We start from the raw sequence: 19,259 nt of genomic DNA on the forward strand, positions 1-19,259 counted from the left end.
TGGCGGAGCCTTTTGGAATCAGTCAGTTGCGCCCGAATCCGGGGTCAGCAGGGCCTGGATCAGGCCGGCATGGCGGACCTTCTGGGCTTCCCGGCGCAGGCGGCTGGCGGTGAAGATGGCGCACAGCTCGTTCACTGCGGTATCGAAGACTTCGTTCACGATCACGTAGTCGAACTCGTTGAAGTGCAGCATTTCCTCGCGCGCCGCGCCCAGCCGCTGGGCGATTACCGCCTCGCTGTCCTGGCCGCGCTTGCGCATGCGGTCCTGCAGGGCCTGCTTGGACGGCGGCAGGATGAACACCGTCACCGTGCCGGGCACCAGCTGGCGCACCTGCTGGGCGCCCTGCCAGTCGATTTCCAGCAGCACGTCCTGGCCAGCGGCCAGCTGCGGCTCCACCGACTGCCGGGCAGTGCCCTTCCAGTCGCCGTGCACCCAGGCGTGTTCGAAGAAATCGCCGGCGGCGATCATTTCCTCGAACTTCTCCGCGCTGACGAAGTGGTAGTGCTCACCGTTCACTTCGCCCGGGCGCATGGCGCGCGAGGTGAAGGAGATCGACAGCGCGATCTGCGGGTCGCGCGCCAGAGTGGCGTTGACGATGCTGCTCTTACCGGCGCCGGACGGCGCGGCCACGATGTACAGGGTGCCGCGCGCGGGCGCGCCGATCGGGGTGGGCTGGCTGCTCATTCGATGTTCTGCACCTGTTCGCGGATCTGGTCGATCAGCACCTTCAGTTCCACCGCCGCGTTGGAGGTGCGGCTGTCCACCGACTTGGAACCCAGGGTGTTGGCTTCGCGGTTGAATTCCTGCAACAGGAAATCCAGGCGGCGGCCGACCGGCTCGCGCTGCTTCAGCACGCGGCGGATTTCCACGATATGGCTGCCCAACCGGTCCAGCTCTTCATCCACGTCCAGCTTCTGCAGCCACATGACCAGTTCCTGCTCGGCGCGGCCGGGGTCGACCGGGTGCGGCAGGTCGGCCAGGCGGGCGGCGAGCTTGGCGCGCTGCCCGTCGCGAATGGCCGGAATGAGCGTGCGCACCTCGGCGGCGATGCGTTCGATCGCATCCACGCGTTCGGCAATGGCGGTGGCCAGCTTGTCGCCTTCGCGCTCACGGGCGGCCACGAAGCCGTCCAGCACCTGCTCCAGCAGGGCCAGCGCTTCCACCTGCAGGGCGGCGGCATCGGTGGCCTCGCCCTGGGTCACGCCCGGCAGCTGCAGCAGCTCGGTGAAGCTGACCTGCAGGTTGGGGAAATCCGAGGTGAGGCGGTGCGCCAGCTGGCCCAGCTGGCCCAGCAGCGCTTCATTCACCTGCAGGCTGGCAGCGGCTTCGGGCGCGCGCAGGCGCATCACCAGGTCCAGCTTGCCGCGGCTCAGGCGCGCGGCAATGCGTTCGCGCAGCTGCGGTTCCAGCGCACGCAGTTCCTCGGGCAGGCGGGTGCCCACTTCCAGGAAGCGGTGGTTGACCGAGCGCAGCTCGCAGCCCAGCGTGCCCCAGGCCGTGGCGCGCTCGCCACCGGCATAGGCCGTCATGCTTCGAATCATCAGCGTTTCCGATGCTCTCAAAGGGGGAATGGTACCCTAGCGGCCCTATTCGAGCCTCCCTGCCTGCCCCTGACGGGTGCGGGCATGGCGGCGTACCTGCCTGTCTTACCCTTCAGGGAATTCGCACCATGTCCGATGCCCGCCCCAGTGGCCGCCAGCCCGACCAGCTTCGCCCGGTCGTCATCCAACGCGGTTTCACCCGCCACGCCGAAGGCTCGGTGCTGGTCTGCTTCGGTGAAACCCGCGTGCTGTGCACCGCCAGCGTGGAAAACCGCGTGCCCGGCTTCCTGCGCGGCAAGGGCGAAGGCTGGGTGACCGCCGAATACGGCATGCTGCCGCGCGCCACCCACACCCGCAGCGACCGTGAAGCCGCGCGCGGCAAGCAGGGCGGCCGCACGCTGGAAATCCAGCGCCTGATCGGCCGCAGCCTGCGTGCCTGCGTGGACCGCAACGCGCTGGGCGAACGCACCATCACCCTGGACTGTGACGTGCTGCAGGCCGACGGTGGCACCCGCACCGCGGCCATCACCGGCGCCTACGTGGCCCTGGTCGACGCGGTGAACGTGCTGATGAAGCGCGGCGACATCAAGCGCAACCCGATCCTGGGCGCGGTGGCTGCCGTGTCGGTGGGCGTGTACCGCGGCACCCCGGTGCTGGACCTGGATTACGCCGAAGACAGCGACTGCGACACCGACATGAACGTGGTCATGAACGATGGCGGCGGCTTCATCGAACTGCAGGGCACCGCCGAAGGCCATGCCTTCCGCCGCGATGAACTGGATGCGCTGCTGGGCCTGGCCGAAAAGGGCGTGGGCGAACTGCTGGCCGCGCAGCAGGCGGCGCTGTCGGCATGAACCGTCGCATCGCCCTGACCACCCTGGTGGTGGCCGACTACGACGAAGCCATTGCCTGGTACACTGGCAAGCTGGGCTTTGCCCTGCTTGAGGACATCGACCAGGGCAGCAAGCGCTGGGTGGTGGTCGGCCCGACCGACGGCAGCGCCGCCGCCCTGCTGCTGGCCCGCGCCAGCAACGAGGAGCAGCGCAGCCGCATCGGCAACCAGACCGGCGGCCGCGTCGGCTTCTTCCTGAACACCGATGATTTCCGCCGCGACCACGCCGCCATGCTGGCCGCCGGGGTGGAATTCCAGGAAGCCCCGCGCGAAGAACCCTATGCCACCGTTGCAGTGTTCCGCGACCTGTACGGCAACACCTGGGACCTGCTGGAGCCCCGCGCATGAAGACGCTCGTGCTTGCCAGCCACAACGCCGGCAAACTGTTGGAAATGCAGGAGATCCTGGCCGACCTGCCGCTGCAGATCACCTCGGCGGCCGAGCTGGGCCTGGGCGATGTGGACGAAACCGGCCTGACCTTCGTCGAGAACGCGCTGCTGAAGGCACGCGCCGCCTGCGAGGCCACCGGCCTGCCGGCGCTGGCCGATGATTCGGGCCTGATCGTCGATGCCCTGGGCGGCGCGCCCGGCCTGTACAGCGCGCGCTATGCCGGCCACCCGACCAACGCGGCGGCCAACAACGCCAAGCTGCTGCAGGCCATGGCCGATGTGCCCGATGGCCAGCGCAGCGCGCGTTTCTATGCGGTGATCGTGCTGCTGCGCCACGCCACCGACCCGCAGCCGCTGATCTGCGAAGGCCGCTGGGAAGGGCAGATCGTCCGTGAACTGCGCGGCACGAATGGTTTTGGCTACAACCCGGTGTTCCTGGACACCACCCACGGCCTGACCGCCGCGGAAATGGAGCCGGCGCTGAAGAACGCGATCAGCCACCGCGCACTGGCCCTGCAGCAGCTGAAGCTGCAGCTGGCTGCCGCTCTCTGACCTACACCCGCACGTAGTTCTGCCGTCATGTCCCACGCCCACGATCACTGCAACCACCTGCCCGGCGAAGCCTGCGACGGCGACCACGGCCACCCCGCACCGGTGCGGCTGGTGCCGCCGCCGCTGTCGCTGTACGTGCACCTGCCCTGGTGCGTGCGCAAATGCCCGTACTGCGATTTCAACTCGCACCAGGCCAAGGGTGAGCTGCCGTTCGAGGCCTACATCGACGCCCTGCTGCGCGACCTGGACCAGGATCTGCCGCTGGTCTGGGGCCGGGTGGTGCACAGCGTGTTCTTCGGCGGCGGTACGCCCAGCCTGTTCCCGCCCGAGGCCATCGACCGCTTCCTGCAGCAGGCCAGCGCGCGCCTGCGCTTCGCGCCCAATGCCGAAATCACCCTGGAAACCAACCCGGGCACCGCCGAACACGGGCGCTTCGACCGCTACCGCGCGGCAGGCGTGAACCGCCTCAGCTTCGGCATCCAGAGTTTCGACGATGCCGCGCTGAAGCGGCTGGGCCGCATCCACGACAGTGGCGAGGCCGAGCGCGCGGTGAAGATGGCCCAGGACGCGGGCTACGACAACTTCAACATCGACCTGATGTACGCGCTGCCGGAACAGACCCTGGCCGGTGCCGAGGCCGACCTGGAACGCGCGTTCGCCCTGCAGCCGGCGCACATCTCGCACTACCAGCTGACCCTGGAACCGAACACGGTGTTCTTCGCGCGGCCGCCGCAGGGCATTCCCGATGAAGACAATGCCTGGGACATGCAGGAGCACTGCCAGGCCTTGCTGGCCCAGGCCGGTTACGGCCAGTACGAGGTCAGCGCCTACGCCCGCCCCGGCCGGCAGAGCGCGCACAACCTGAACTACTGGCGCTTCGGCGATTACCTGGGCATCGGCGCCGGCGCACACGGCAAGATCAGTTCCGGCGCCGAAGAACACGTGCTGCGGCGCTGGAAGGTCAAGCACCCGCAGGCGTACCTGGACAGCGCCGGCACCCCGGCCTCGTTCGGCGGTGACGAGGTGATCGCTGCCGAGCGCCTGCCGTTCGAGTACATGCTGAACCTGCTGCGCCTGCACGAAGGCTTCAGCCTGCGCGATTTCGAATCGCGTACCGGCCTGCCACGCAGCGTGTTGGACGCGCCGCTGGCGCAGGCCCGCCAGCGCGGCTGGCTGCAGGTGGCCGACGGCCATGTGCAGCCCACCGAGCTGGGCCGGCGCTTCACCAACGATGTGGTGAGTCTGTTCCTGGAAGATTGATCGGGCGCCCTGGATGGCGCCGGGCCATGCCCGGCGGCTGGCGCCCTGCCCTGCCGACACGGTAGATTGCCGTAACGATCCGCGGGAATCCGGAACCCCTCGTTGATGTCTGCCGTTTTTTCATTGTCCAGCGCGGACACCGCGCGCCTGGCCGCCGCCGACCTGCCACCGCGGGTACGCGAGGTGCTGGGCGCGTTGATCGGCCTGTGCCACCACACCCTCACCGCGCCGTTGATCCTGACGGTGGAGGCGCTGGAACAGACCCTGCTGCACGACGCCGACCACGCGCGCAATCCGCAGCAGCAGGCCGACCTGCTGGCCCAGCGCGGGCAACTGCACGCCTTCGCCGGGCACTTCAGCGAGCGCATGCTCGATGCCCTGACCGATGCGCTGGTGCGCTTGCGCGAACCGGCCGCCGCGCCCGCGTCGGCGGCAACGCCGCCACCGCTGCCGACCATGATGGGCCTGTCGCTGGTTGCCGAACACGAGGTGGACCGCGACCTGCTGCTGGTTGAAATGGTGCGCAGGGAAACCCTGCGTTCGGCCAATGCGCTGAACCTGCTGGGCCAGCGCATGGGCGTGCTGGCCGCAGCGCCGGCCTTCGATGCGGAAACGCTGCCGCTGGCACCGCAGGCGCTGTGCGCGATGGTGCGCCGCCTGGCTGAACGCGATGGCCTGAGCATGGAGGTGCAGCTGGCGCTGTACCGCAGTTTCGAGCGGCAGTGCCTGGAACGGCTGGGCGATACCCTGGACCGCGCCAACGCGCTGCTGGCCCAGCACGGCGTGCTGCCCGGCCTGGTCTACACCCCCTACCTGGCGCGTTCGTCGGCCACCCGTCGGGTGATCACCCGTTCGGTCGGTCACGAACGCAGTGGGCGCCCTGCCCCGCGCACGGTGACCCCGATGACCGGCTGGGGTGGGTCGGCACCGGCCGGTTCGTGGTCGAACCTGATGCAGGACGCCTTTGCCGGCGCCGATGCGGCGGCCGCCGGGCTGACCGTGCCGGCCAACACCGTTCTGCACGAACTGCTGCAGCAGGCCCGCCGCCTGCCGGCGCAGCCGCTGGCACTGGAACCGGCCGCGCTGCCCACCGCCGCGGTGGATGCCGTGCTGGCACGCCTGCAGGGGCAGGCCAGCGCCGCCACCAGCGTGACCGACCTGCAGGGCGCCCTGCTGGCCCAACTGCGCAGCGAACATGGCGCGCAGGCGCAACTGGCCGGGCACGACCGCGACAACCTGGACCTGCTGCGGCTGCTGTTGCAGCAGGTGCAGCAGCAACAACGGCCCGACCCGGTACCGGCGGCCCTGCTGGCGCGCCTGCAGGTACCGCTTGCCCGCGCCGCCATGGCCGACCCGGCCTTCTTCGTGCGCGACGAACACCCGGCGCGCGAACTGCTGAACACCGTGGCCGAAGCCGGCGCACGCTGGCTGGGCGACGACGACGTGGACCCGCAGCTGCTGCAGCGGCTGGCGCAGAGCGTGCAGGGCCTGCTGGGCCAGGATGCGCGCACGCCGGAAGCGTTTGCCGCCGCCAACGAAGAAATCCAGCAGCACCAGCGCGCCGCCGCACACCGCGCCGAACTGGCCGAACGCCGCCACGTGGAAGCCGCACGCGGCAAGGAACGGCTGGAACTGGCCCGGCGCGAAGCCACCACCCAGATCGACCAGTGGTGCCAGGCCACGCAGCCGCCGCGCTTCGTGCAGACCCTGCTGCGCCAGGCCTGGGCCGATGCCCTCACCCTTACCCGGCTGCGCCACGGCGAAGATTCGCCGCAATGGCGCGAGCGCCTGCAGCAGACCGAGCGCATCGCCACGGTCACCGCCGCACCGGCCAGCGCGGCCGGCATCACCGACGCACCGCTGGCCGCCGATGTGGAAGCGGCGCTGCTGCAGGTGGGCTACCACGCCGACGAAGCCGCCGCCGTGGCCCGTCGCCTGGCAACCCCGGGCGGCGAAGACGAAAGCACCTCGCGCACGGAACTGAGCGCGCGCCTGAAGGCACGTGCTCGCTTGGGCGAACAGAACGACGGCAGCGCCGACAGCCAGGCCGACGCCGGGCGCAGCGCGCGCAGCGACAGCGAGGAGGCCTGCTACCAGCAGCTGGTCACCCTGCCCTTCGGCAGCTGGTTCGACATCGACGTGGGCGACGGTGCGCAACGGCGCCAGCGCCTGTCCTGGTACAGCCTGCTGACCGGGCACGTACTGCTGGTGAACGCCCGTGGCCAGAAGATCGGCGAAACCACGCTGGATACGCTGGCGCGACAGATGGCCGGCGGCCAGGCCCAGCTGGTCACCGAAGAAAAGGGCCGTCTGGTGGACCGCGCCTGGCAGGCCAGCCTGTCGGCGCTGCGTTCGCTGGCCAGCCGCCTGAACCCGGAGCCCAAGGCATGAGCACGCAACCGCCCGTGGATACCCGCCGCGCCCCGCGCCGGCAGGTAGCCGACCTGGTGCCGGTCACCGACCAGATGCGCGACGCCGTGATCGGCCGGCTGGGCAATGTTTCCGAAACCGGCATGCTGATGCTGGCCAGCACCGGCCTGCGCGAGGATGCGCTGTACCAGCTGCGCTTCCCGCTGGCGCTGGGCGATGGCCGCAATGAAACGATCGACGTAGGCGTGCACCTGCTGTGGAGCGAACCGGCGCACGTGCCGGGCCAGCACTGGGCCGGCTTCCGTTTCCTGACCCTGTCGCGCGAGCACCGCCAGCTGCTGCGCGGCTGGATCGGCGAGGACAACGATCAGGCGCCGGTTTCGACAGGCTGAGTGCCGGTTCCGGCACAGCGGTTTTTCGCCGTATGCGGCAGAATCTAAGGCCGTTTTCCGTGTCGAGCCACCGCAATGATCCAGCAAGACCCCGGCGCCCTGTATTCCGACCACCTGGCCGTGCTGTGCCGACGCGCCGAACAGGCGCTGGCGCGCGGCGGCTTCGACCATCTGGTGGTGCCCAGCGGCACCCTGCATTACCAGGTGTTCGACGATCGTGATTACCCCTATGCGGTGAACCCGCAGTTCAAGGCCTGGCTGCCGCTCACCCGCGTGCCCAACAGCTGGGTGGTGTTCACCCCGGGCAAGCGCCCGGCGGTGATCTTCCACCAGCCCTTCGACTACTGGCACGTGGTGCCCGATGCCCCCAGCGGCTGGTGGGTGGAGCACTTCGACATCCACATCATCCGCACGCCGGACGAGGCGCTGGCCCTGCTGCCGGCCAACCCGGCCCGCTGCGCGATACTGGGTGAGCCGCAGAGCGCGCTGGGCGCCTACGTGCCGAACAACCCGGCGCCGGTGGTGAACTACCTGGAATGGCACCGCGCCTACAAGACGCCGTATGAAGTGGCCCTGATGCGCCAGGCGCAGGTGCTGGGCGTGCGCGGCCACCGCGCGGCCGAGGCCGCCTTCCGCAACGGTGCCGACGAATTCAACATCCACATGGCGTACTGCCAGGCCGTCGGCCAGGATGCCAACGAGCTGCCCTACGGCAACATCGTGGCCCTGAACGAACACGCGGCCGTGCTGCATTACACCGAGCTGGGCCGCAAGGCACCGCAGCCGCTGCGCAGCTTCCTGATCGATGCCGGTGCCAGCGCCCTCGGCTACGCCAGCGACATCACCCGCACCTACGCCGCGCACGGCCACGACGAGTTCGCCGCGATGATCGAAGCGGTGGACGCGGCCCAGCAGCAGATGTGCGCGGCCGTGCGTGCCGGCTTCGACTACAAGCAGCTGCACGTGGACGCGCACCTGTCGCTGATGGGCGTGCTGAAGGACTTCGGCGTGATCAAGGTTTCGCCGCAGACCGCGCTGGAAACCGGCGTCAGCGCCGCGTTCTTCCCGCACGGCATCGGCCACCTGATCGGCCTGCAGGTACACGACGTGGCCGGTTTCGCGGCCGGCGAAGACGGCGGCCGCATCGAGCGCCCGGCCGGCCACCCCTACCTGCGCCTGACCCGCGTGCTGGAGCCGGGCATGGTGGTGACCATCGAACCGGGCCTGTACTTCATCGACATGCTGTTGAACGAAGTGAAGGCGGCCGGCCATGGCGATGCGATCAACTGGGACCGCGTGGATTTCTTCCGCCCCTACGGTGGCATCCGCATCGAAGACGAAGTGCTGTGCACCGAAGGCGACGCGGACAACCTGACCCGCCCGGCGTTTGCGGCAGCCAACGGCTGAGCCCCTCGTGGCTGACCTCACAGGTAAAGTCGACTGTCAGTCGACTGGCGTCATGCGCGCTTGGCGGGGCGGGGTGGGTTCGCGGGGGACGCCGTGAATCCATCCCTGGAGGCTTGTCCGCGGCATCCATGCCGCGGACACCCCCGCGAACCCACCCCGCCCCACCTCTGACAGTTTCCGTGCGCGTCCAGCCACGGAAAAGAAAAAAGAAGAGCAGAAGCGGGTCGCTCGCTGCGCTCGCTCTGTGTCGACCAAGGTCGACACCTACCAACAACTGCCGTCGCCAGTAGATCCACGCCATGCGTGGATGATTCATTCGATACCTGACAGATGTGCCGATCAACGGTCGGCACCTACCAACAGCCGCGTGCACCTGTCGAAGGCGGGGCACTGCGAGTTTGCGGCGTCCCCGCAAACCCGCAGTGCCCCGCCATCCCACGGAATGCCGCTCTTGCTTTGGCCGTTGCCGTTGCTTCAGTCGAGCAAGCTCGACTCTACGCAGTCCCGCTCAACCCGCCATCACCGCTTCGATCTCGTCGGCGCTGCGCGCCAGGCCTTCGGTCAGCACGCGATGACCGTCGTCGGTGATCAGCACGTCATCCTCGGTGCGGATGCCGATACCGCGCCAGCGCGGCTCCACCGTGGTGTCGTCCACGCCGATATACAGGCCCGGCTCGATGGTGAAGGCCATGCCCGGCTCCAGCAGGCGCGATTCGCCGGCCAGCCGGTAGTCGCCCACATCGTGTACGTCCAGGCCGATCCAGTGCCCGGTCTTGTGCCGGTAGAAACGCTGGTACAGCCCTTCGGCCAGGTTCTTTTCCAGCGTGCCCTTCAGCAGGCCCAGCCGCAGCAGGCCCTCGGTCAGGGTCTGCACGGCGGCCAGGTGGCCGGTCTCGTAGGCCACGCCCGGGCGCGCCTGCGCCATGGCGGCGGCCTGCGCCTGGCCGACCAGATCGTGCAGTGCACGCTGTTCGGCAGTGAAGCGGCCGTTCACCGGGAAGGTGCGGGTGATGTCGCTGGCGTAGCCGCGGTATTCGGCGCCCGCATCGATCAGCACCAGTTCGCCGTCGCGCGAGCGCGCATTGTTGTCGCGGTAATGCAGGATGCAACCGTTGCGACCGGCACCGACAATGCTGCAGTACGCGGGAACGGCATCGCTGGCGCGGAACACCCGCTCCAGTTCGGCCTGCAGTTCGTACTCGTGGATGCCCGCCTTGGCCGCGTGCATTGCCGCCAGGTGCGCACGCACGCTGATCTGCGCCGCATGCTGCATCAACGCCACTTCGGCACCGGATTTGAACAGGCGCTGCTCGTGCAGCAGGTGCCCCAGTTCCAGGAACTCGTGCGGCGGCTGCGCGCCGTGGCGCACCTGCGAGCGCACGCGGTTCACCCAGCCAATCAGCTTCAGGTCGAAATCCGCTTCGCGGCCGAAGTGGTAATAGACGCGCGAGCGCCCTTCCAGCAGCCCCGGCAGGATGTCGTCCAGATCATCGATCGGGTAGGCATCGTCCATGCCGTAGTGCGCCACCGCCCCGTCCTGGCCCGCGCGGCTGCCATCCCACGCCTCGCGCTCGGCATCGCGCTCGCGACAGAACAGGATGGCCTCGCCGTGGCGGCGGCCGGGAATCAGCACCAGCACGGCCTCCGGTTCCGGGAAGCCGCTCAGGTACTGGAAATCCGAATCCTGGCGGAACGGGAAATGGGTATCCAGGCTGCGCACCTTCTCCGAGGCCGCCGGCAGGACCAGGATCGCATCGTCGCCGGCCATGTCCATCAGCTGGCGGCGGCGGCGCTTGTACTCGCCGGCGGCAATGCCGGTGCGCTGCTTGATATCCATCAGTTCAGGCGCTGGCGGTGGCGCGCGGCCAGCACCACATCGCCGTGCAGCAGCAGCACTGCCACGCGGATGAATTCCTCGATTTCCGACAGCGCCTCGTCATCGTCCTCGCCGCCGGCTTCGAAATCCTCGCTGGAGGCACGCGCCAGGCTGGCCATGTCGGTCAGCGCTTCCTCGCCCTCTTCGGACAGGGTGGGACGGCGGCCGCCGCTGCCCAGGCCGAAGCCACCCAGGAACGAACGGGTCCAGCTGAACATGGCATCGGCCTGCGCGGCCACGTCGTCGTTGTCGGTCAGCAGCAGCTCGAAGGCGAAATCGCGGTCTTCCAGCTGCTTGATGGTGGCTTCCAGCAGCTGCGCCAGCGCGCTGCCGGGGGCGACCGGGGCCAGATTGTCGTCGGCCAGCACGCGGGCCGGCCAGTCGTTGCCGGGGGCGCCGCCGGCGGCCAGCCAGCCGCACAGGCCGCCATGCAGCTCGGCAGCGGTGGCGCCCAGGCCCAGTTCCTGGCTGGCGCGGGAAACGTCGTCGACGGAGGGAAGTTCGGTCATCGTGCGGCTCGTTCGTAAGGGAAACCCGGGGCGCGCACGCGCGCGCCCGTGAGCCCTGTAGTGTAGCAACCCAACCGGGTCGTCCTCGTGGCAGTCCGGCCCTGCTGCGACAACGCTTGACCGCCCTTACCCGGCTTGCCTATCGTGCGGCATGGAACCCGCCGACCCCCTTGCCCAGCTGCAGGCTTTTGCCGCCCGCGTGGAAGCGCTGCTGGAGCGCAACCAGCGCCTGGCCGAGGAGAACCGCAGCCTGCGCCACCAGCAGGAACAGCTGGTGGCCGAGCGGTCCACCCTGCTGGCCAAGAACGAACAGGCCCGCTCGCGGGTGGAAGCGATGATCAGCCGGCTCAAATCCCTGGAGCAGCACACATGAGCGCAGAACCGGTCAGTGTCCGCATCCTCGATCGTGAATACACCGTGGGCGTGGGCGGCGATGAACGCGACAGCCTGATGGCCGCCGCGCGCCTGCTGGATGCACGCATGCGCGAAATCCGCGGCAGCAACCGCATGGCCGCTGTTGATCGGGTGGCGGTGCTGGCCGCACTGAATCTGGCCCACGAGCTGCAACTGCTGCGCGACGAGAACGCGCGCCAAGCGGTGGCCCTGCAGCAGACCCTGGCCGATCTGAACCGGCGCCTGGACCGCGCGATCGATAGCAGCGTGTGAGCAACGCGCACAACGCGTCTTCTCATATCTGAATTGGCACGGACTGTTGCCGACGAACGGCCTATCCAGATCGTGCACGCTGGCTATAATGGCCACGCGTTCTCTGCGGTACTCGACGGCATGTGCAAACATTCGCCTTGTCCCTTAAGAACGACACCGGGAGCGCGACAGCGCCGGGAGTGCAGGTCCGCCTTGTAGCGGGAAGCCCGATGGTTCTCCAGCGTTCCCACTTGAGCCCCCGGGTTCAAGGTCGTTTCGCATGCATCGACATTGCGGAGAATGCAATATTCCAGCAAGGGCGGCGTCTTCGGGCGTCGCCCTTGTTCTTTCCGGCACAATGGCCGCTGTTTCCTGCCGCCACCTGCCATGACCGACCCGCGCCAGGCCCTGCGCCACGACCTGCGGCAACGCCGCCGCGCACTTTCCGCGCCCATCCGCATTGCGGCTGCCGAATCGCTGGCCGACGCCCTGCTGGCCCTGCCCTTCGCCCCGCGCGAAGGCGCCGTGGCCGGCTACTGGGCGCTGGATGGCGAGATCGCCCTGCACCGCTGGCAACTGCAGCTGCCTGACACCGTGGCCTATTGCCTGCCGGTGCTGGCCGGCGATGTGCTGCGCTTTGCGCCGTGGCGGCCGGGCCAGCCCCTGACCAGCAACCGCTACGGCATTCCCGAGCCCGATGTGGCCGTGGCCGACACCCTGGACGCCAGCCAGATGGCGCTGGTGGTCACCCCGCTGGTGGGCTTCGACGCGCAGTGCCGGCGGCTGGGCATGGGGGGCGGCTGGTATGATCGCAGCTTCGCCTTCCGCCACGACCGGCCGGCACCGCCCTGGCTGGTGGGTGCCGCGTTCGCCGCGCAGCAGGTCGAGTCCTTGCCGGTGGCGTCGTGGGACGTGCCGGTGGATGCGATCTGCACCGAAGACGGCACCCTGTTCCCCTCCGCTGCCCCCGTGAACGCATGACCGCCCGCAAGCGCTATTGGCTGATGAAGTCCGAACCGGACGCTTTTTCCATCGATGACCTGGCCAAGGTGAAGGTCGAGCCCTGGAACGGCGTGCGCAACTACCAGGCGCGCAACTTCATGCGCGACGGCATGCAGGTGGGCGACGGCATCCTGTTCTACCACTCCAATACCAAGGTGCCCGGCATCGTCGGCCTGGCCACCGTGGCCAGCCCGGCCTACCCGGACGACACCCAGTTCGACCCGGAATCCGACTACCACGACCCCAAGAGCACGCGCGAGAACCCGCGCTGGATGCTGGTGGACGTGGCCTTCGACCGCAAGCTGCCGCAGGTGATCGCGCTGGACGAGATCAAGCTGCACGCCGACGAACTTGGCGAAGGTTTCCCGCTGGTTGCCAAGGGCAACCGCCTGTCGGTGTTCCCGGTGACGGCCCCGCAGTGGAAGCTGCTGCTGTCGCTGGAAAAGAAATCCTGATTCCCTGCCTGAGAGTTTTCCCATGTCCGAAGCCAAGCGCCTGGCCGCTGAAAAAGCCATCGAATACGTCGAAGACGGCATGATCGTCGGGGTCGGCACCGGTTCCACCGTGGCCTACTTCATCGATGCGCTGGCCCGCATCCAGCACCGCATCAAGGGCGCGGTGTCCAGTTCGGAACAGAGCACCGCGCGCCTGAAGCAGCACGGCATCGAGGTGATCGAGCTGAACCACACCGGCAACCTGTCGCTGTACGTGGACGGCGCCGATGAGTGCGATCCGGGCAAGTGCCTGATCAAGGGCGGTGGCGCGGCGCTGACCCGCGAAAAGATCATCGCCGAGGCCAGCGAGCGTTTCGTCTGCATCGTCGATCCCAGCAAGCAGGTGCCGGTACTGGGCAATTTCCCGCTGCCGGTGGAAGTGATTCCGATGGCGCGCAGCCTGGTGGCCCGACAGATCCGCGACATGACCGGCGGCCAGCCGACCTGGCGCGAGGGCGTGGTGACCGACAACGGCAACCAGATCCTGGACATCCACAACCTGCAGATCACCGATCCGGAAAAGCTGGAGCGCGAGCTGAACCAGCTGCCGGGCGTGGTCTGCGTGGGCCTGTTCGCGCGCCGCCGCGCCGATGTGGTGATTGTCGGCGGTGAACCGCCGGTCGTGCTCTGACCCCTGCGAAGGACTCTGATGATGTCGCTGTTGCGTTCGCTGCTGATGCTTCCGCTGCTGGCCCTGACCGGCTGTGCCACCGATGCCGCCCGCCACTGGGTGGAGCTGGACGGCGCCCGTTACAAAGTCGAGCTGGCCACCAACGATGACACCCGCGCCCGCGGCCTGATGTTCCGCGACCAGATGCCGGCCGACCACGGCATGCTGTTCGTGCACGAGCAGGAGGAGATGCAGGCGTACTGGATGAAGAACACCCGGATCGCGCTGGACATCCTGTACTTCGACAGCCAGCGCCGGCTGGTCAGCCAGCAGCGCGATGTGCCGCCCTGCTCGGCCGGCGACCGCTGCCCGCCCTACCCCAGCAGCGGCCCGGCCCGCTACGTGCTGGAGCTCAATGCGGGCCAGGCGGAAAAGCTGAAGCTGAAGGACGGCACCGCACTGACCTTCGGCCCGGGCATCGAGAACTGACGGACCGCCGGGCTGCGCCCGGCACCCGCCGAATCAACATCAACGGCAACGTCAAATTCGTGCATTTCGAGGGATGCGGGGTGGGTCCGGTGGCGGGGGACGGCGCAAGTACGTCCCTGTAGCCTTGGCCGCGGCATCCATGCCGCGGACACCCCCGCCACCGGACCCACCCCGCCTTCGACAGGTTCCCGCGATCTGTTGGAACGGCACGGGGTCGGACCCCGTTGCTGCGCAACGGGCTCCGACCCCAGATTGATTTCGATATCTGACGGTAGATCCACGCCATGCGTGGATGGGGAACAACGACATGCGGAATTCACGCCGCACCGCTTGAAACCGCCTGCGATTGCCGCCAGTCTGTGGCCATGCAGGACCGGATCACACTCCCCGACTGGGATGCACTGGCCGACCTCGATGACGAGGCGCTGCCACTGTTGCCGACCGCGCTGCTGATCGCGCGCGATGAATACCCCGATCTTCAACCCGGCGTGTACGAGGCGCTGGTGCAGAGCCATGTCGATCACCTGCGCGCCGAAGTGGACACGATCGAGCGCTGGCCGATGAAGATGGCCGCGGTGAACCGCCACCTGTTCGACGAGCTGGGTTACAGCGGTGACCACCAGCAGTACTACGACCCGCGCAACAGCTACCTCAACCAGGTGTTCGAACGGCGCCTGGGCAATCCCATTTCGCTGGCCCTGGTGCAGATGGAAGTGGCCCGGCGGCTGGGCATTCCGCTGGACGGGGTGTCCTTCCCCGGCCATTTCCTGGTGCGCCTGCCCGTGGACGACGGGGTGCTGGTGATGGACCCGTTCAATGGCGGTCGCCCGCTGGACGTGGACGAGCTGCGCGAACGCGCCAAGTCACACCTGGGCGGGCAGGCGCCGGATGACCAGGTGCTGGCGCAGATCCTGGATCCGGCGCCGAGCCGGGCGATCCTGATCCGCATGCTGCGCAACCTGCATGGCGTCTATGCCGAAGCCGGCGAATGGGACCGTGCCGCGCGCAGCGCCGACCGACTGCTGAAACTGGCCCCGGAACAGGACGATGCCCTGCGCGACCGTGGCCTGGCCTATCTGCAGCTGGAGTACCTGGCCGGCGCCCGGCATGACCTGGGGCAATACCTGAAGCGAAACCCGGACGCCAGCGATGCGCAGTGGCTGCGCGAGAAGCTGATCGACCTGGGCGGGCCGATGCCGCGGTTGCATTGACCGGTAGCGCCGGGCCATGCCCGGCGGCGCCTCAATCAATCGATCTCGACCATCTCGAAATCGTCCTTGGTCACCCCGCAATCGGGGCAGGTCCAGGTCTCGGGAATGTCCTCCCAGCGCGTGCCCGGGGCGATGCCCTCTTCCGGCAGCCCGTCCGCCTCACGGTAGATGAAGCCGCAGACCACGCACATCCAGGTGCGCAAGGTGGTGGGGGTGGCATCGCTCATCGGATAATCAAGGCTGGATTCACTGGCCGTCATTGTCCCACCGCGGCCCTTCTACCGGTAGCCATCCATGAACGCAGCTTCCCCGGCGCCCCGCGGCGTCTACCTGATCACCCCGGACGAGGCCGATACCGCGCGCCTGCTGGCACGCACCGCGCCGCTGCTGGCCGCCGGCGCCACCTGGCTGCAGTACCGCAACAAGACCGCCAGCGATGCGCTGCGGCTGGAACAGGCCACCGCCCTGCAGGCGCTGTGCGCCGGACACGGCGTGCCGCTGATCATCAACGACGACCCGGCGCTGGCGCAGGCCGTGGGCGCGGCCGGCGTGCACCTGGGCGGCACCGACGGTGACATTCCCAGCGCGCGTGCCCTGCTCGGCCCGGCCGCCATCATCGGTGCGTCCTGCTACGACCAGGTGGCCAACGCCGAAAAGGCCGTGGCCGCGGGCGCCAGCTACGTGGCCTTCGGCGCCTTCTTCCCCACCACCACGAAGATCACCAGCAGCCGCGCCCACACCGACCTGCTGCGGCAAACCGCCGCACTGGGCGTGCCGCGGGTGGCCATTGGTGGCCTGACCCCGGACAATGTGGGTCCCATCATCGACGCCGGCGCCGACCTGGTGGCCGTGGTCAGCGGCATCTATGCCGCACCGGACCCGGTCGCGATCCAGCGCGCCTTCCTCGCCCAGTTCGCGTAATGCCCAGGAAAGCCCCATGAACCACGACCAGTCCCACGCCCTGTTCTCCCGCGCCCAGCAGCTGCTGCCGGGCGGCGTCAATTCGCCGGTGCGCGCGTTCAAGTCGGTGGGCGGCGAACCGTTCTTCGTCGAACGCGCCGACGGCGCCTACCTGTACGACGTGGACGGCAACCGCTACATCGACTACGTGGGCTCGTGGGGCCCGATGATCGTCGGCCACAACCACCCGGCCGTGCGCCAGGCGGTGAAGCGGGCGATCGACAACGGCCTGTCCTTCGGTGCGCCGTGCGCGGCAGAAGTGACCATGGCCGAGACCATCACCCGGCTGGTGCCGTCGTGCGAAATGGTGCGCATGGTCAATTCGGGCACCGAAGCCACGCTGTCGGCCATCCGCCTGGCGCGCGGCGCCACCGGCCGCAACCGTATCGTGAAGTTCGAAGGCTGCTACCACGGCCACGGCGATTCGTTCCTGGTCAAGGCCGGCAGCGGCATGCTGACCCTGGGCGTGCCGACCTCGCCGGGCGTACCGGCGGGCCTGAGCGAACTGACCCTGACCCTGCCCTACAACGATTTCGAAGCGGCCACCGCGCTGTTCGAGGCGCAGGGCAGCGAGATTGCCGGGCTCATCATCGAACCGGTGGTGGGCAACGCCAACTGCATTCCGCCGCGCGAGGGTTACCTGCAGCACCTGCGTGCGCTGTGCACGCAGCACGGTGCGCTGCTGATCTTCGATGAAGTGATGACCGGTTTCCGCGTGGCCCTGGGCGGCGCGCAGGCGCACTACGGCATCACCCCGGACCTGACCACCTTCGGCAAGATCATCGGCGGCGGCATGCCGGTGGGTGCCTATGGTGGCCGCCGCGACCTGATGCAGCAGATTGCACCGGCCGGCCCGATCTACCAGGCCGGCACGCTCAGCGGCAATCCGGTGGCGATGGCCGCCGGCCTCGCCATGCTCGACCTGGTATCGCAGCCGGGCTTCCATGCCGACCTGGCCGAGCGCACCGCGCGCCTGTGTGCCGGCCTGGAAGCGGCGGCCGCCGAAGCCGGCGTGGCGGTGACCACCACCCAGGTGGGCGCGATGTTCGGTCTGTTCTTCACCAGCGAAAAGGTGGAGACCTATGCCCAGGCCACGGCCTGCGATATTCCGGCGTTCAACCGCTTCTTCCACGCCATGCTGGAACAGGGCGTGTTCCTGGCGCCGTCGGCGTACGAAGCCGGGTTCATGTCCAGCGCGCACGACGATGCGGTGATCGAGGCCACGCTGGCCGCCGCACGCGTGGCGTTCAAGGCCGCGAAGGGGTAAGCGGTCTCGGGTGGGGGCCGACCTTGGTTGGCACCCTTGGGCACCCATCCACGCATGGCGTGGATCTACCTGGGCCTGGTAGGTGCCAACCTTGGTTGGCACGAAGAATATCAACCGAAGACGAAGCTGCCCTTCATCATCGCGAAGTGCCCCGGGAACGAGCAGAAGAAGGTGTAATCACCGCCCTTCTGCAGGCCCTTGGTGGAAAACCGCACGCGCGTCGTCTCGCCGCCACCGATCACCTTGGTATGCGCCAGCACCCGCTTGTCGGCCTTGGGCAGGTAGCTGTCGGCCAGGCTCATGCGCATGCCGGCCAGGGCCACCGGCTGGTAGTCGGCCGTGCGGGTCAGCACCCAGTTGTGGCCCATGGCGGTGGCCGCCAGCTTGCCGGTGTGGCGCAGGGTCAGGTCCACTTCGCTGCAGTCGGCTGCCACCTTGATCTGCCGGCTGCTGAAGGTCATCTGGTCGGTGCTGTCGATGCTCACCGCACACACCCGCGCCATTGCCGCCGGTGCGAACAGCAGCGCACCCAGTCCGATTGCCACGCCCCAAGCTTTCATCAACACGTCTCCTGCAGGTTCACCTTCATTCTAGGCAGTGACCGCGCGCACGAGCTGCGACAGGGTGTCGCATGCCGTGCACACGCTGAGGCATGCTGCAGGCATGGAGATTCGACTGTTGCTGCTGGATGTGGATGGCGTGCTGCTGCAGTACCAGCGCGCGCGCCGCGTGCTGTACCTGGCGCAGACCCTGCAGCGCAGCACCGCGCAGGTGCAGGCCGCGTTGTTCGACAGTGGGCTGGAAACCGCCTACGACGCCGGGCAGGTCAGCACCGAGGACTATCTGGCACAGCTGGGCCACGCATTGGATGTCAGCGTGGATGTGCCGACCTGGATCGCCGCACGCCGGGCCGCGTGCCGGCCGCAGGTGGCGGTGGTGCAGCGCTTGCTGGCCCTGGATGACGCCCTGCCGCTGGCGGTGCTGACCAATAACGGACCCCTGATGGCGCAGGTGCTGCCGCAACTGCTGCCGGACCTGCACCCGCGCCTGCAGCCGCGGGTGCTGTGCAGCGGCATGCTGGGCGGCCGCAAGCCGGACCCGGCGGTGTTCAAGCGCGCATTGCAGCGGCTGGATGCCGATCCAGGCCACACGCTGTTCGTGGATGACCTGTTCGTCAACGTGCGCGGCGCGCGCGCGGCCGGGCTGCATGCCGAAACCGTGCGCGACGGGCGCGGGCTGGGGAAGGTGTTGAAGCGCTACGGGGTGCGCTGATCCGGGGGTCAGAGCCCTCTCCGCTGGAGAGGGATCCGACCCCTGCACTGCGATGATCCGGGGTCAGAGCCCTCTCCGCTGGAGAGGGATCCGACCCCTGCACTGCGATGATCCGGGGTCA

General features: G+C 68.5%; 23 protein-coding genes and 1 other RNA gene. 18 read left to right on the forward strand and 6 right to left on the reverse strand.

Features of this window, described 5'->3' with window-relative positions:
- Window positions 1-18 precede the first annotated feature (18 nt).
- Window positions 19-684 (reverse strand): guanylate kinase, encoded by a 666-nt coding sequence (gene gmk / locus C1930_RS16135; RefSeq protein WP_108772189.1) that lies wholly within the window; start codon window positions 682-684, stop codon window positions 19-21.
- Window positions 681-1,541, reverse strand: coding sequence for a YicC/YloC family endoribonuclease (locus C1930_RS16140; protein ID WP_108750978.1), 861 nt, complete (start codon window positions 1,539-1,541; stop codon window positions 681-683). The genes gmk and C1930_RS16140 overlap by 4 nt, the downstream gene beginning before the upstream one ends.
- Before the next feature lie 128 nt (window positions 1,542-1,669).
- Between C1930_RS16140 and rph the strand changes: the two genes are divergently transcribed.
- The 7 genes from rph to pepQ all read left to right on the forward strand — a co-directional run bounded on the left by rph (window position 1,670) and on the right by pepQ (window position 8,803).
- Complete coding sequence (gene rph, locus C1930_RS16145) at window positions 1,670-2,395, forward strand: ribonuclease PH (RefSeq protein ID WP_108750979.1); 726 nt, start codon at window positions 1,670-1,672, stop codon at window positions 2,393-2,395.
- Window positions 2,392-2,781: a VOC family protein gene (locus tag C1930_RS16150; RefSeq protein WP_108772190.1), complete on the forward strand. Its 390-nt coding sequence runs from the start codon at window positions 2,392-2,394 to the stop codon at window positions 2,779-2,781. The genes rph and C1930_RS16150 overlap by 4 nt, the downstream gene beginning before the upstream one ends.
- Window positions 2,778-3,374, forward strand: coding sequence for an RdgB/HAM1 family non-canonical purine NTP pyrophosphatase (gene rdgB / locus C1930_RS16155; RefSeq protein ID WP_108772191.1), 597 nt, complete (start codon window positions 2,778-2,780; stop codon window positions 3,372-3,374). The genes C1930_RS16150 and rdgB overlap by 4 nt, the downstream gene beginning before the upstream one ends.
- A 27-nt stretch (window positions 3,375-3,401) precedes the next feature.
- Window positions 3,402-4,634, forward strand: a complete 1,233-nt coding sequence (gene hemW / locus C1930_RS16160; protein WP_108754038.1) for a radical SAM family heme chaperone HemW — start codon at window positions 3,402-3,404, stop codon at window positions 4,632-4,634.
- A gap of 105 nt (window positions 4,635-4,739) precedes the next feature.
- Complete coding sequence (locus tag C1930_RS16165; protein ID WP_108772192.1) at window positions 4,740-7,025, forward strand: DUF1631 family protein; 2,286 nt, start codon at window positions 4,740-4,742, stop codon at window positions 7,023-7,025.
- Complete coding sequence (locus C1930_RS16170; RefSeq protein WP_108754040.1) at window positions 7,022-7,396, forward strand: PilZ domain-containing protein; 375 nt, start codon at window positions 7,022-7,024, stop codon at window positions 7,394-7,396. Before C1930_RS16165 ends, C1930_RS16170 begins: the two co-directional genes overlap by 4 nt.
- A gap of 75 nt (window positions 7,397-7,471) precedes the next feature.
- On the forward strand, window positions 7,472-8,803 hold the full coding sequence (pepQ, locus tag C1930_RS16175) for a Xaa-Pro dipeptidase (protein WP_108772193.1): 1,332 nt from the start codon (window positions 7,472-7,474) through the stop codon (window positions 8,801-8,803).
- Between the two features lie 508 nt (window positions 8,804-9,311).
- Here pepQ and C1930_RS16180 read toward each other — a convergent pair.
- Window positions 9,312-10,634, reverse strand: a complete 1,323-nt coding sequence (locus C1930_RS16180) for an aminopeptidase P N-terminal domain-containing protein (protein ID WP_108757791.1) — start codon at window positions 10,632-10,634, stop codon at window positions 9,312-9,314.
- Window positions 10,635-10,639: 5 nt separating this feature from the next.
- Window positions 10,640-11,188, reverse strand: a complete 549-nt coding sequence (locus C1930_RS16185; protein ID WP_108750985.1) for a UPF0149 family protein — start codon at window positions 11,186-11,188, stop codon at window positions 10,640-10,642.
- Window positions 11,189-11,339: 151 nt separating this feature from the next.
- Here C1930_RS16185 and C1930_RS16190 point away from each other — a divergent pair, with 151 nt between their 5' ends.
- The 8 genes from C1930_RS16190 to C1930_RS16225 all read left to right on the forward strand — a co-directional run bounded on the left by C1930_RS16190 (window position 11,340) and on the right by C1930_RS16225 (window position 15,639).
- Window positions 11,340-11,561 carry a TIGR02449 family protein gene (locus C1930_RS16190; RefSeq protein ID WP_079223080.1) on the forward strand — a complete coding sequence of 74 codons (222 nt, stop codon included), beginning with the start codon at window positions 11,340-11,342 and terminating at the stop codon, window positions 11,559-11,561.
- Entirely contained in the window at window positions 11,558-11,854 is a 297-nt protein-coding gene (locus tag C1930_RS16195; protein WP_108750986.1) for a cell division protein ZapA, read from the forward strand. Before C1930_RS16190 ends, C1930_RS16195 begins: the two co-directional genes overlap by 4 nt.
- A 97-nt stretch (window positions 11,855-11,951) precedes the next feature.
- A non-coding RNA gene (gene ssrS, locus C1930_RS16200) (6S RNA) lies at window positions 11,952-12,137 on the forward strand.
- An 83-nt stretch (window positions 12,138-12,220) separates the two neighbouring features.
- On the forward strand, window positions 12,221-12,814 hold the full coding sequence (locus C1930_RS16205; protein ID WP_108754042.1) for a 5-formyltetrahydrofolate cyclo-ligase: 594 nt from the start codon (window positions 12,221-12,223) through the stop codon (window positions 12,812-12,814).
- Window positions 12,811-13,290 (forward strand): EVE domain-containing protein, encoded by a 480-nt coding sequence (locus C1930_RS16210; RefSeq protein WP_108754043.1) that lies wholly within the window; start codon window positions 12,811-12,813, stop codon window positions 13,288-13,290. The genes C1930_RS16205 and C1930_RS16210 overlap by 4 nt, the downstream gene beginning before the upstream one ends.
- A 22-nt stretch (window positions 13,291-13,312) precedes the next feature.
- Window positions 13,313-13,960, forward strand: coding sequence for a ribose-5-phosphate isomerase RpiA (gene rpiA, locus C1930_RS16215; RefSeq protein ID WP_108754044.1), 648 nt, complete (start codon window positions 13,313-13,315; stop codon window positions 13,958-13,960).
- Window positions 13,961-13,981: 21 nt separating this feature from the next.
- Window positions 13,982-14,428, forward strand: a complete 447-nt coding sequence (locus C1930_RS16220; protein WP_108750990.1) for a DUF192 domain-containing protein — start codon at window positions 13,982-13,984, stop codon at window positions 14,426-14,428.
- A 365-nt stretch (window positions 14,429-14,793) separates the two neighbouring features.
- The gene (locus tag C1930_RS16225; RefSeq protein WP_108757070.1) at window positions 14,794-15,639 is read left to right on the forward strand and encodes a SirB1 family protein; all 846 of its coding nucleotides are present in this window, start codon (window positions 14,794-14,796) and stop codon (window positions 15,637-15,639) included.
- 35 nt (window positions 15,640-15,674) lie between these two features.
- Here C1930_RS16225 and C1930_RS16230 read toward each other — a convergent pair whose 3' ends face one another.
- The gene (locus C1930_RS16230) at window positions 15,675-15,899 is read right to left on the reverse strand and encodes a rubredoxin (protein WP_108757071.1); all 225 of its coding nucleotides are present in this window, start codon (window positions 15,897-15,899) and stop codon (window positions 15,675-15,677) included.
- A 34-nt stretch (window positions 15,900-15,933) separates the two neighbouring features.
- On the opposite strand from C1930_RS16230, the gene thiE reads away from it, so the two are divergent.
- Together thiE and hemL are read left to right on the forward strand one after the other, a co-directional pair.
- Entirely contained in the window at window positions 15,934-16,560 is a 627-nt protein-coding gene (gene thiE / locus C1930_RS16235) for a thiamine phosphate synthase (RefSeq protein ID WP_108757072.1), read from the forward strand.
- 16 nt (window positions 16,561-16,576) lie between these two features.
- A complete protein-coding gene (hemL, locus tag C1930_RS16240; protein WP_108757073.1) occupies window positions 16,577-17,866 on the forward strand; it encodes a glutamate-1-semialdehyde 2,1-aminomutase in 1,290 nt (429 codons plus the stop codon).
- 110 nt (window positions 17,867-17,976) lie between these two features.
- Here the strand turns inward: hemL and azu are convergent, their stop codons facing one another.
- Window positions 17,977-18,426, reverse strand: coding sequence for an azurin (gene azu / locus C1930_RS16245; protein WP_108750995.1), 450 nt, complete (start codon window positions 18,424-18,426; stop codon window positions 17,977-17,979).
- 103 nt (window positions 18,427-18,529) lie between these two features.
- Between azu and C1930_RS16250 the strand changes: the two genes are divergently transcribed.
- Window positions 18,530-19,138: an HAD-IA family hydrolase gene (locus tag C1930_RS16250; protein ID WP_108772194.1), complete on the forward strand. Its 609-nt coding sequence runs from the start codon at window positions 18,530-18,532 to the stop codon at window positions 19,136-19,138.
- Window positions 19,139-19,259 lie beyond the last annotated feature (121 nt).

The sequence above is a fragment of the Stenotrophomonas sp. SAU14A_NAIMI4_8 genome (genome assembly GCF_003086695.1).
Lineage (GTDB): Bacteria > Pseudomonadota > Gammaproteobacteria > Xanthomonadales > Xanthomonadaceae > Stenotrophomonas.

Coding starts and splice junctions, on each gene's coding strand:
- gmk (WP_108772189.1), bottom strand. CDS start 684: ATGAGCAGCCAGCCCACCCCGATCGGCGCGCCCGCGCGCGGCACCCTG.
- C1930_RS16230 (WP_108757071.1), bottom strand. CDS start 15,899: ATGACGGCCAGTGAATCCAGCCTTGATTATCCGATGAGCGATGCCACC.
- C1930_RS16165 (WP_108772192.1), top strand. CDS start 4,740: ATGTCTGCCGTTTTTTCATTGTCCAGCGCGGACACCGCGCGCCTGGCC.
- pepQ (WP_108772193.1), top strand. CDS start 7,472: ATGATCCAGCAAGACCCCGGCGCCCTGTATTCCGACCACCTGGCCGTG.
- C1930_RS16210 (WP_108754043.1), top strand. CDS start 12,811: ATGACCGCCCGCAAGCGCTATTGGCTGATGAAGTCCGAACCGGACGCT.
- rph (WP_108750979.1), top strand. CDS start 1,670: ATGTCCGATGCCCGCCCCAGTGGCCGCCAGCCCGACCAGCTTCGCCCG.
- rdgB (WP_108772191.1), top strand. CDS start 2,778: ATGAAGACGCTCGTGCTTGCCAGCCACAACGCCGGCAAACTGTTGGAA.
- C1930_RS16150 (WP_108772190.1), top strand. CDS start 2,392: ATGAACCGTCGCATCGCCCTGACCACCCTGGTGGTGGCCGACTACGAC.
- C1930_RS16140 (WP_108750978.1), bottom strand. CDS start 1,541: ATGATTCGAAGCATGACGGCCTATGCCGGTGGCGAGCGCGCCACGGCC.
- C1930_RS16250 (WP_108772194.1), top strand. CDS start 18,530: ATGGAGATTCGACTGTTGCTGCTGGATGTGGATGGCGTGCTGCTGCAG.
- C1930_RS16190 (WP_079223080.1), top strand. CDS start 11,340: ATGGAACCCGCCGACCCCCTTGCCCAGCTGCAGGCTTTTGCCGCCCGC.
- C1930_RS16220 (WP_108750990.1), top strand. CDS start 13,982: ATGTCGCTGTTGCGTTCGCTGCTGATGCTTCCGCTGCTGGCCCTGACC.
- thiE (WP_108757072.1), top strand. CDS start 15,934: ATGAACGCAGCTTCCCCGGCGCCCCGCGGCGTCTACCTGATCACCCCG.
- C1930_RS16170 (WP_108754040.1), top strand. CDS start 7,022: ATGAGCACGCAACCGCCCGTGGATACCCGCCGCGCCCCGCGCCGGCAG.
- C1930_RS16185 (WP_108750985.1), bottom strand. CDS start 11,188: ATGACCGAACTTCCCTCCGTCGACGACGTTTCCCGCGCCAGCCAGGAA.
- C1930_RS16225 (WP_108757070.1), top strand. CDS start 14,794: ATGCAGGACCGGATCACACTCCCCGACTGGGATGCACTGGCCGACCTC.
- C1930_RS16195 (WP_108750986.1), top strand. CDS start 11,558: ATGAGCGCAGAACCGGTCAGTGTCCGCATCCTCGATCGTGAATACACC.
- rpiA (WP_108754044.1), top strand. CDS start 13,313: ATGTCCGAAGCCAAGCGCCTGGCCGCTGAAAAAGCCATCGAATACGTC.
- hemW (WP_108754038.1), top strand. CDS start 3,402: ATGTCCCACGCCCACGATCACTGCAACCACCTGCCCGGCGAAGCCTGC.
- C1930_RS16205 (WP_108754042.1), top strand. CDS start 12,221: ATGACCGACCCGCGCCAGGCCCTGCGCCACGACCTGCGGCAACGCCGC.
- hemL (WP_108757073.1), top strand. CDS start 16,577: ATGAACCACGACCAGTCCCACGCCCTGTTCTCCCGCGCCCAGCAGCTG.
- azu (WP_108750995.1), bottom strand. CDS start 18,426: ATGAAAGCTTGGGGCGTGGCAATCGGACTGGGTGCGCTGCTGTTCGCA.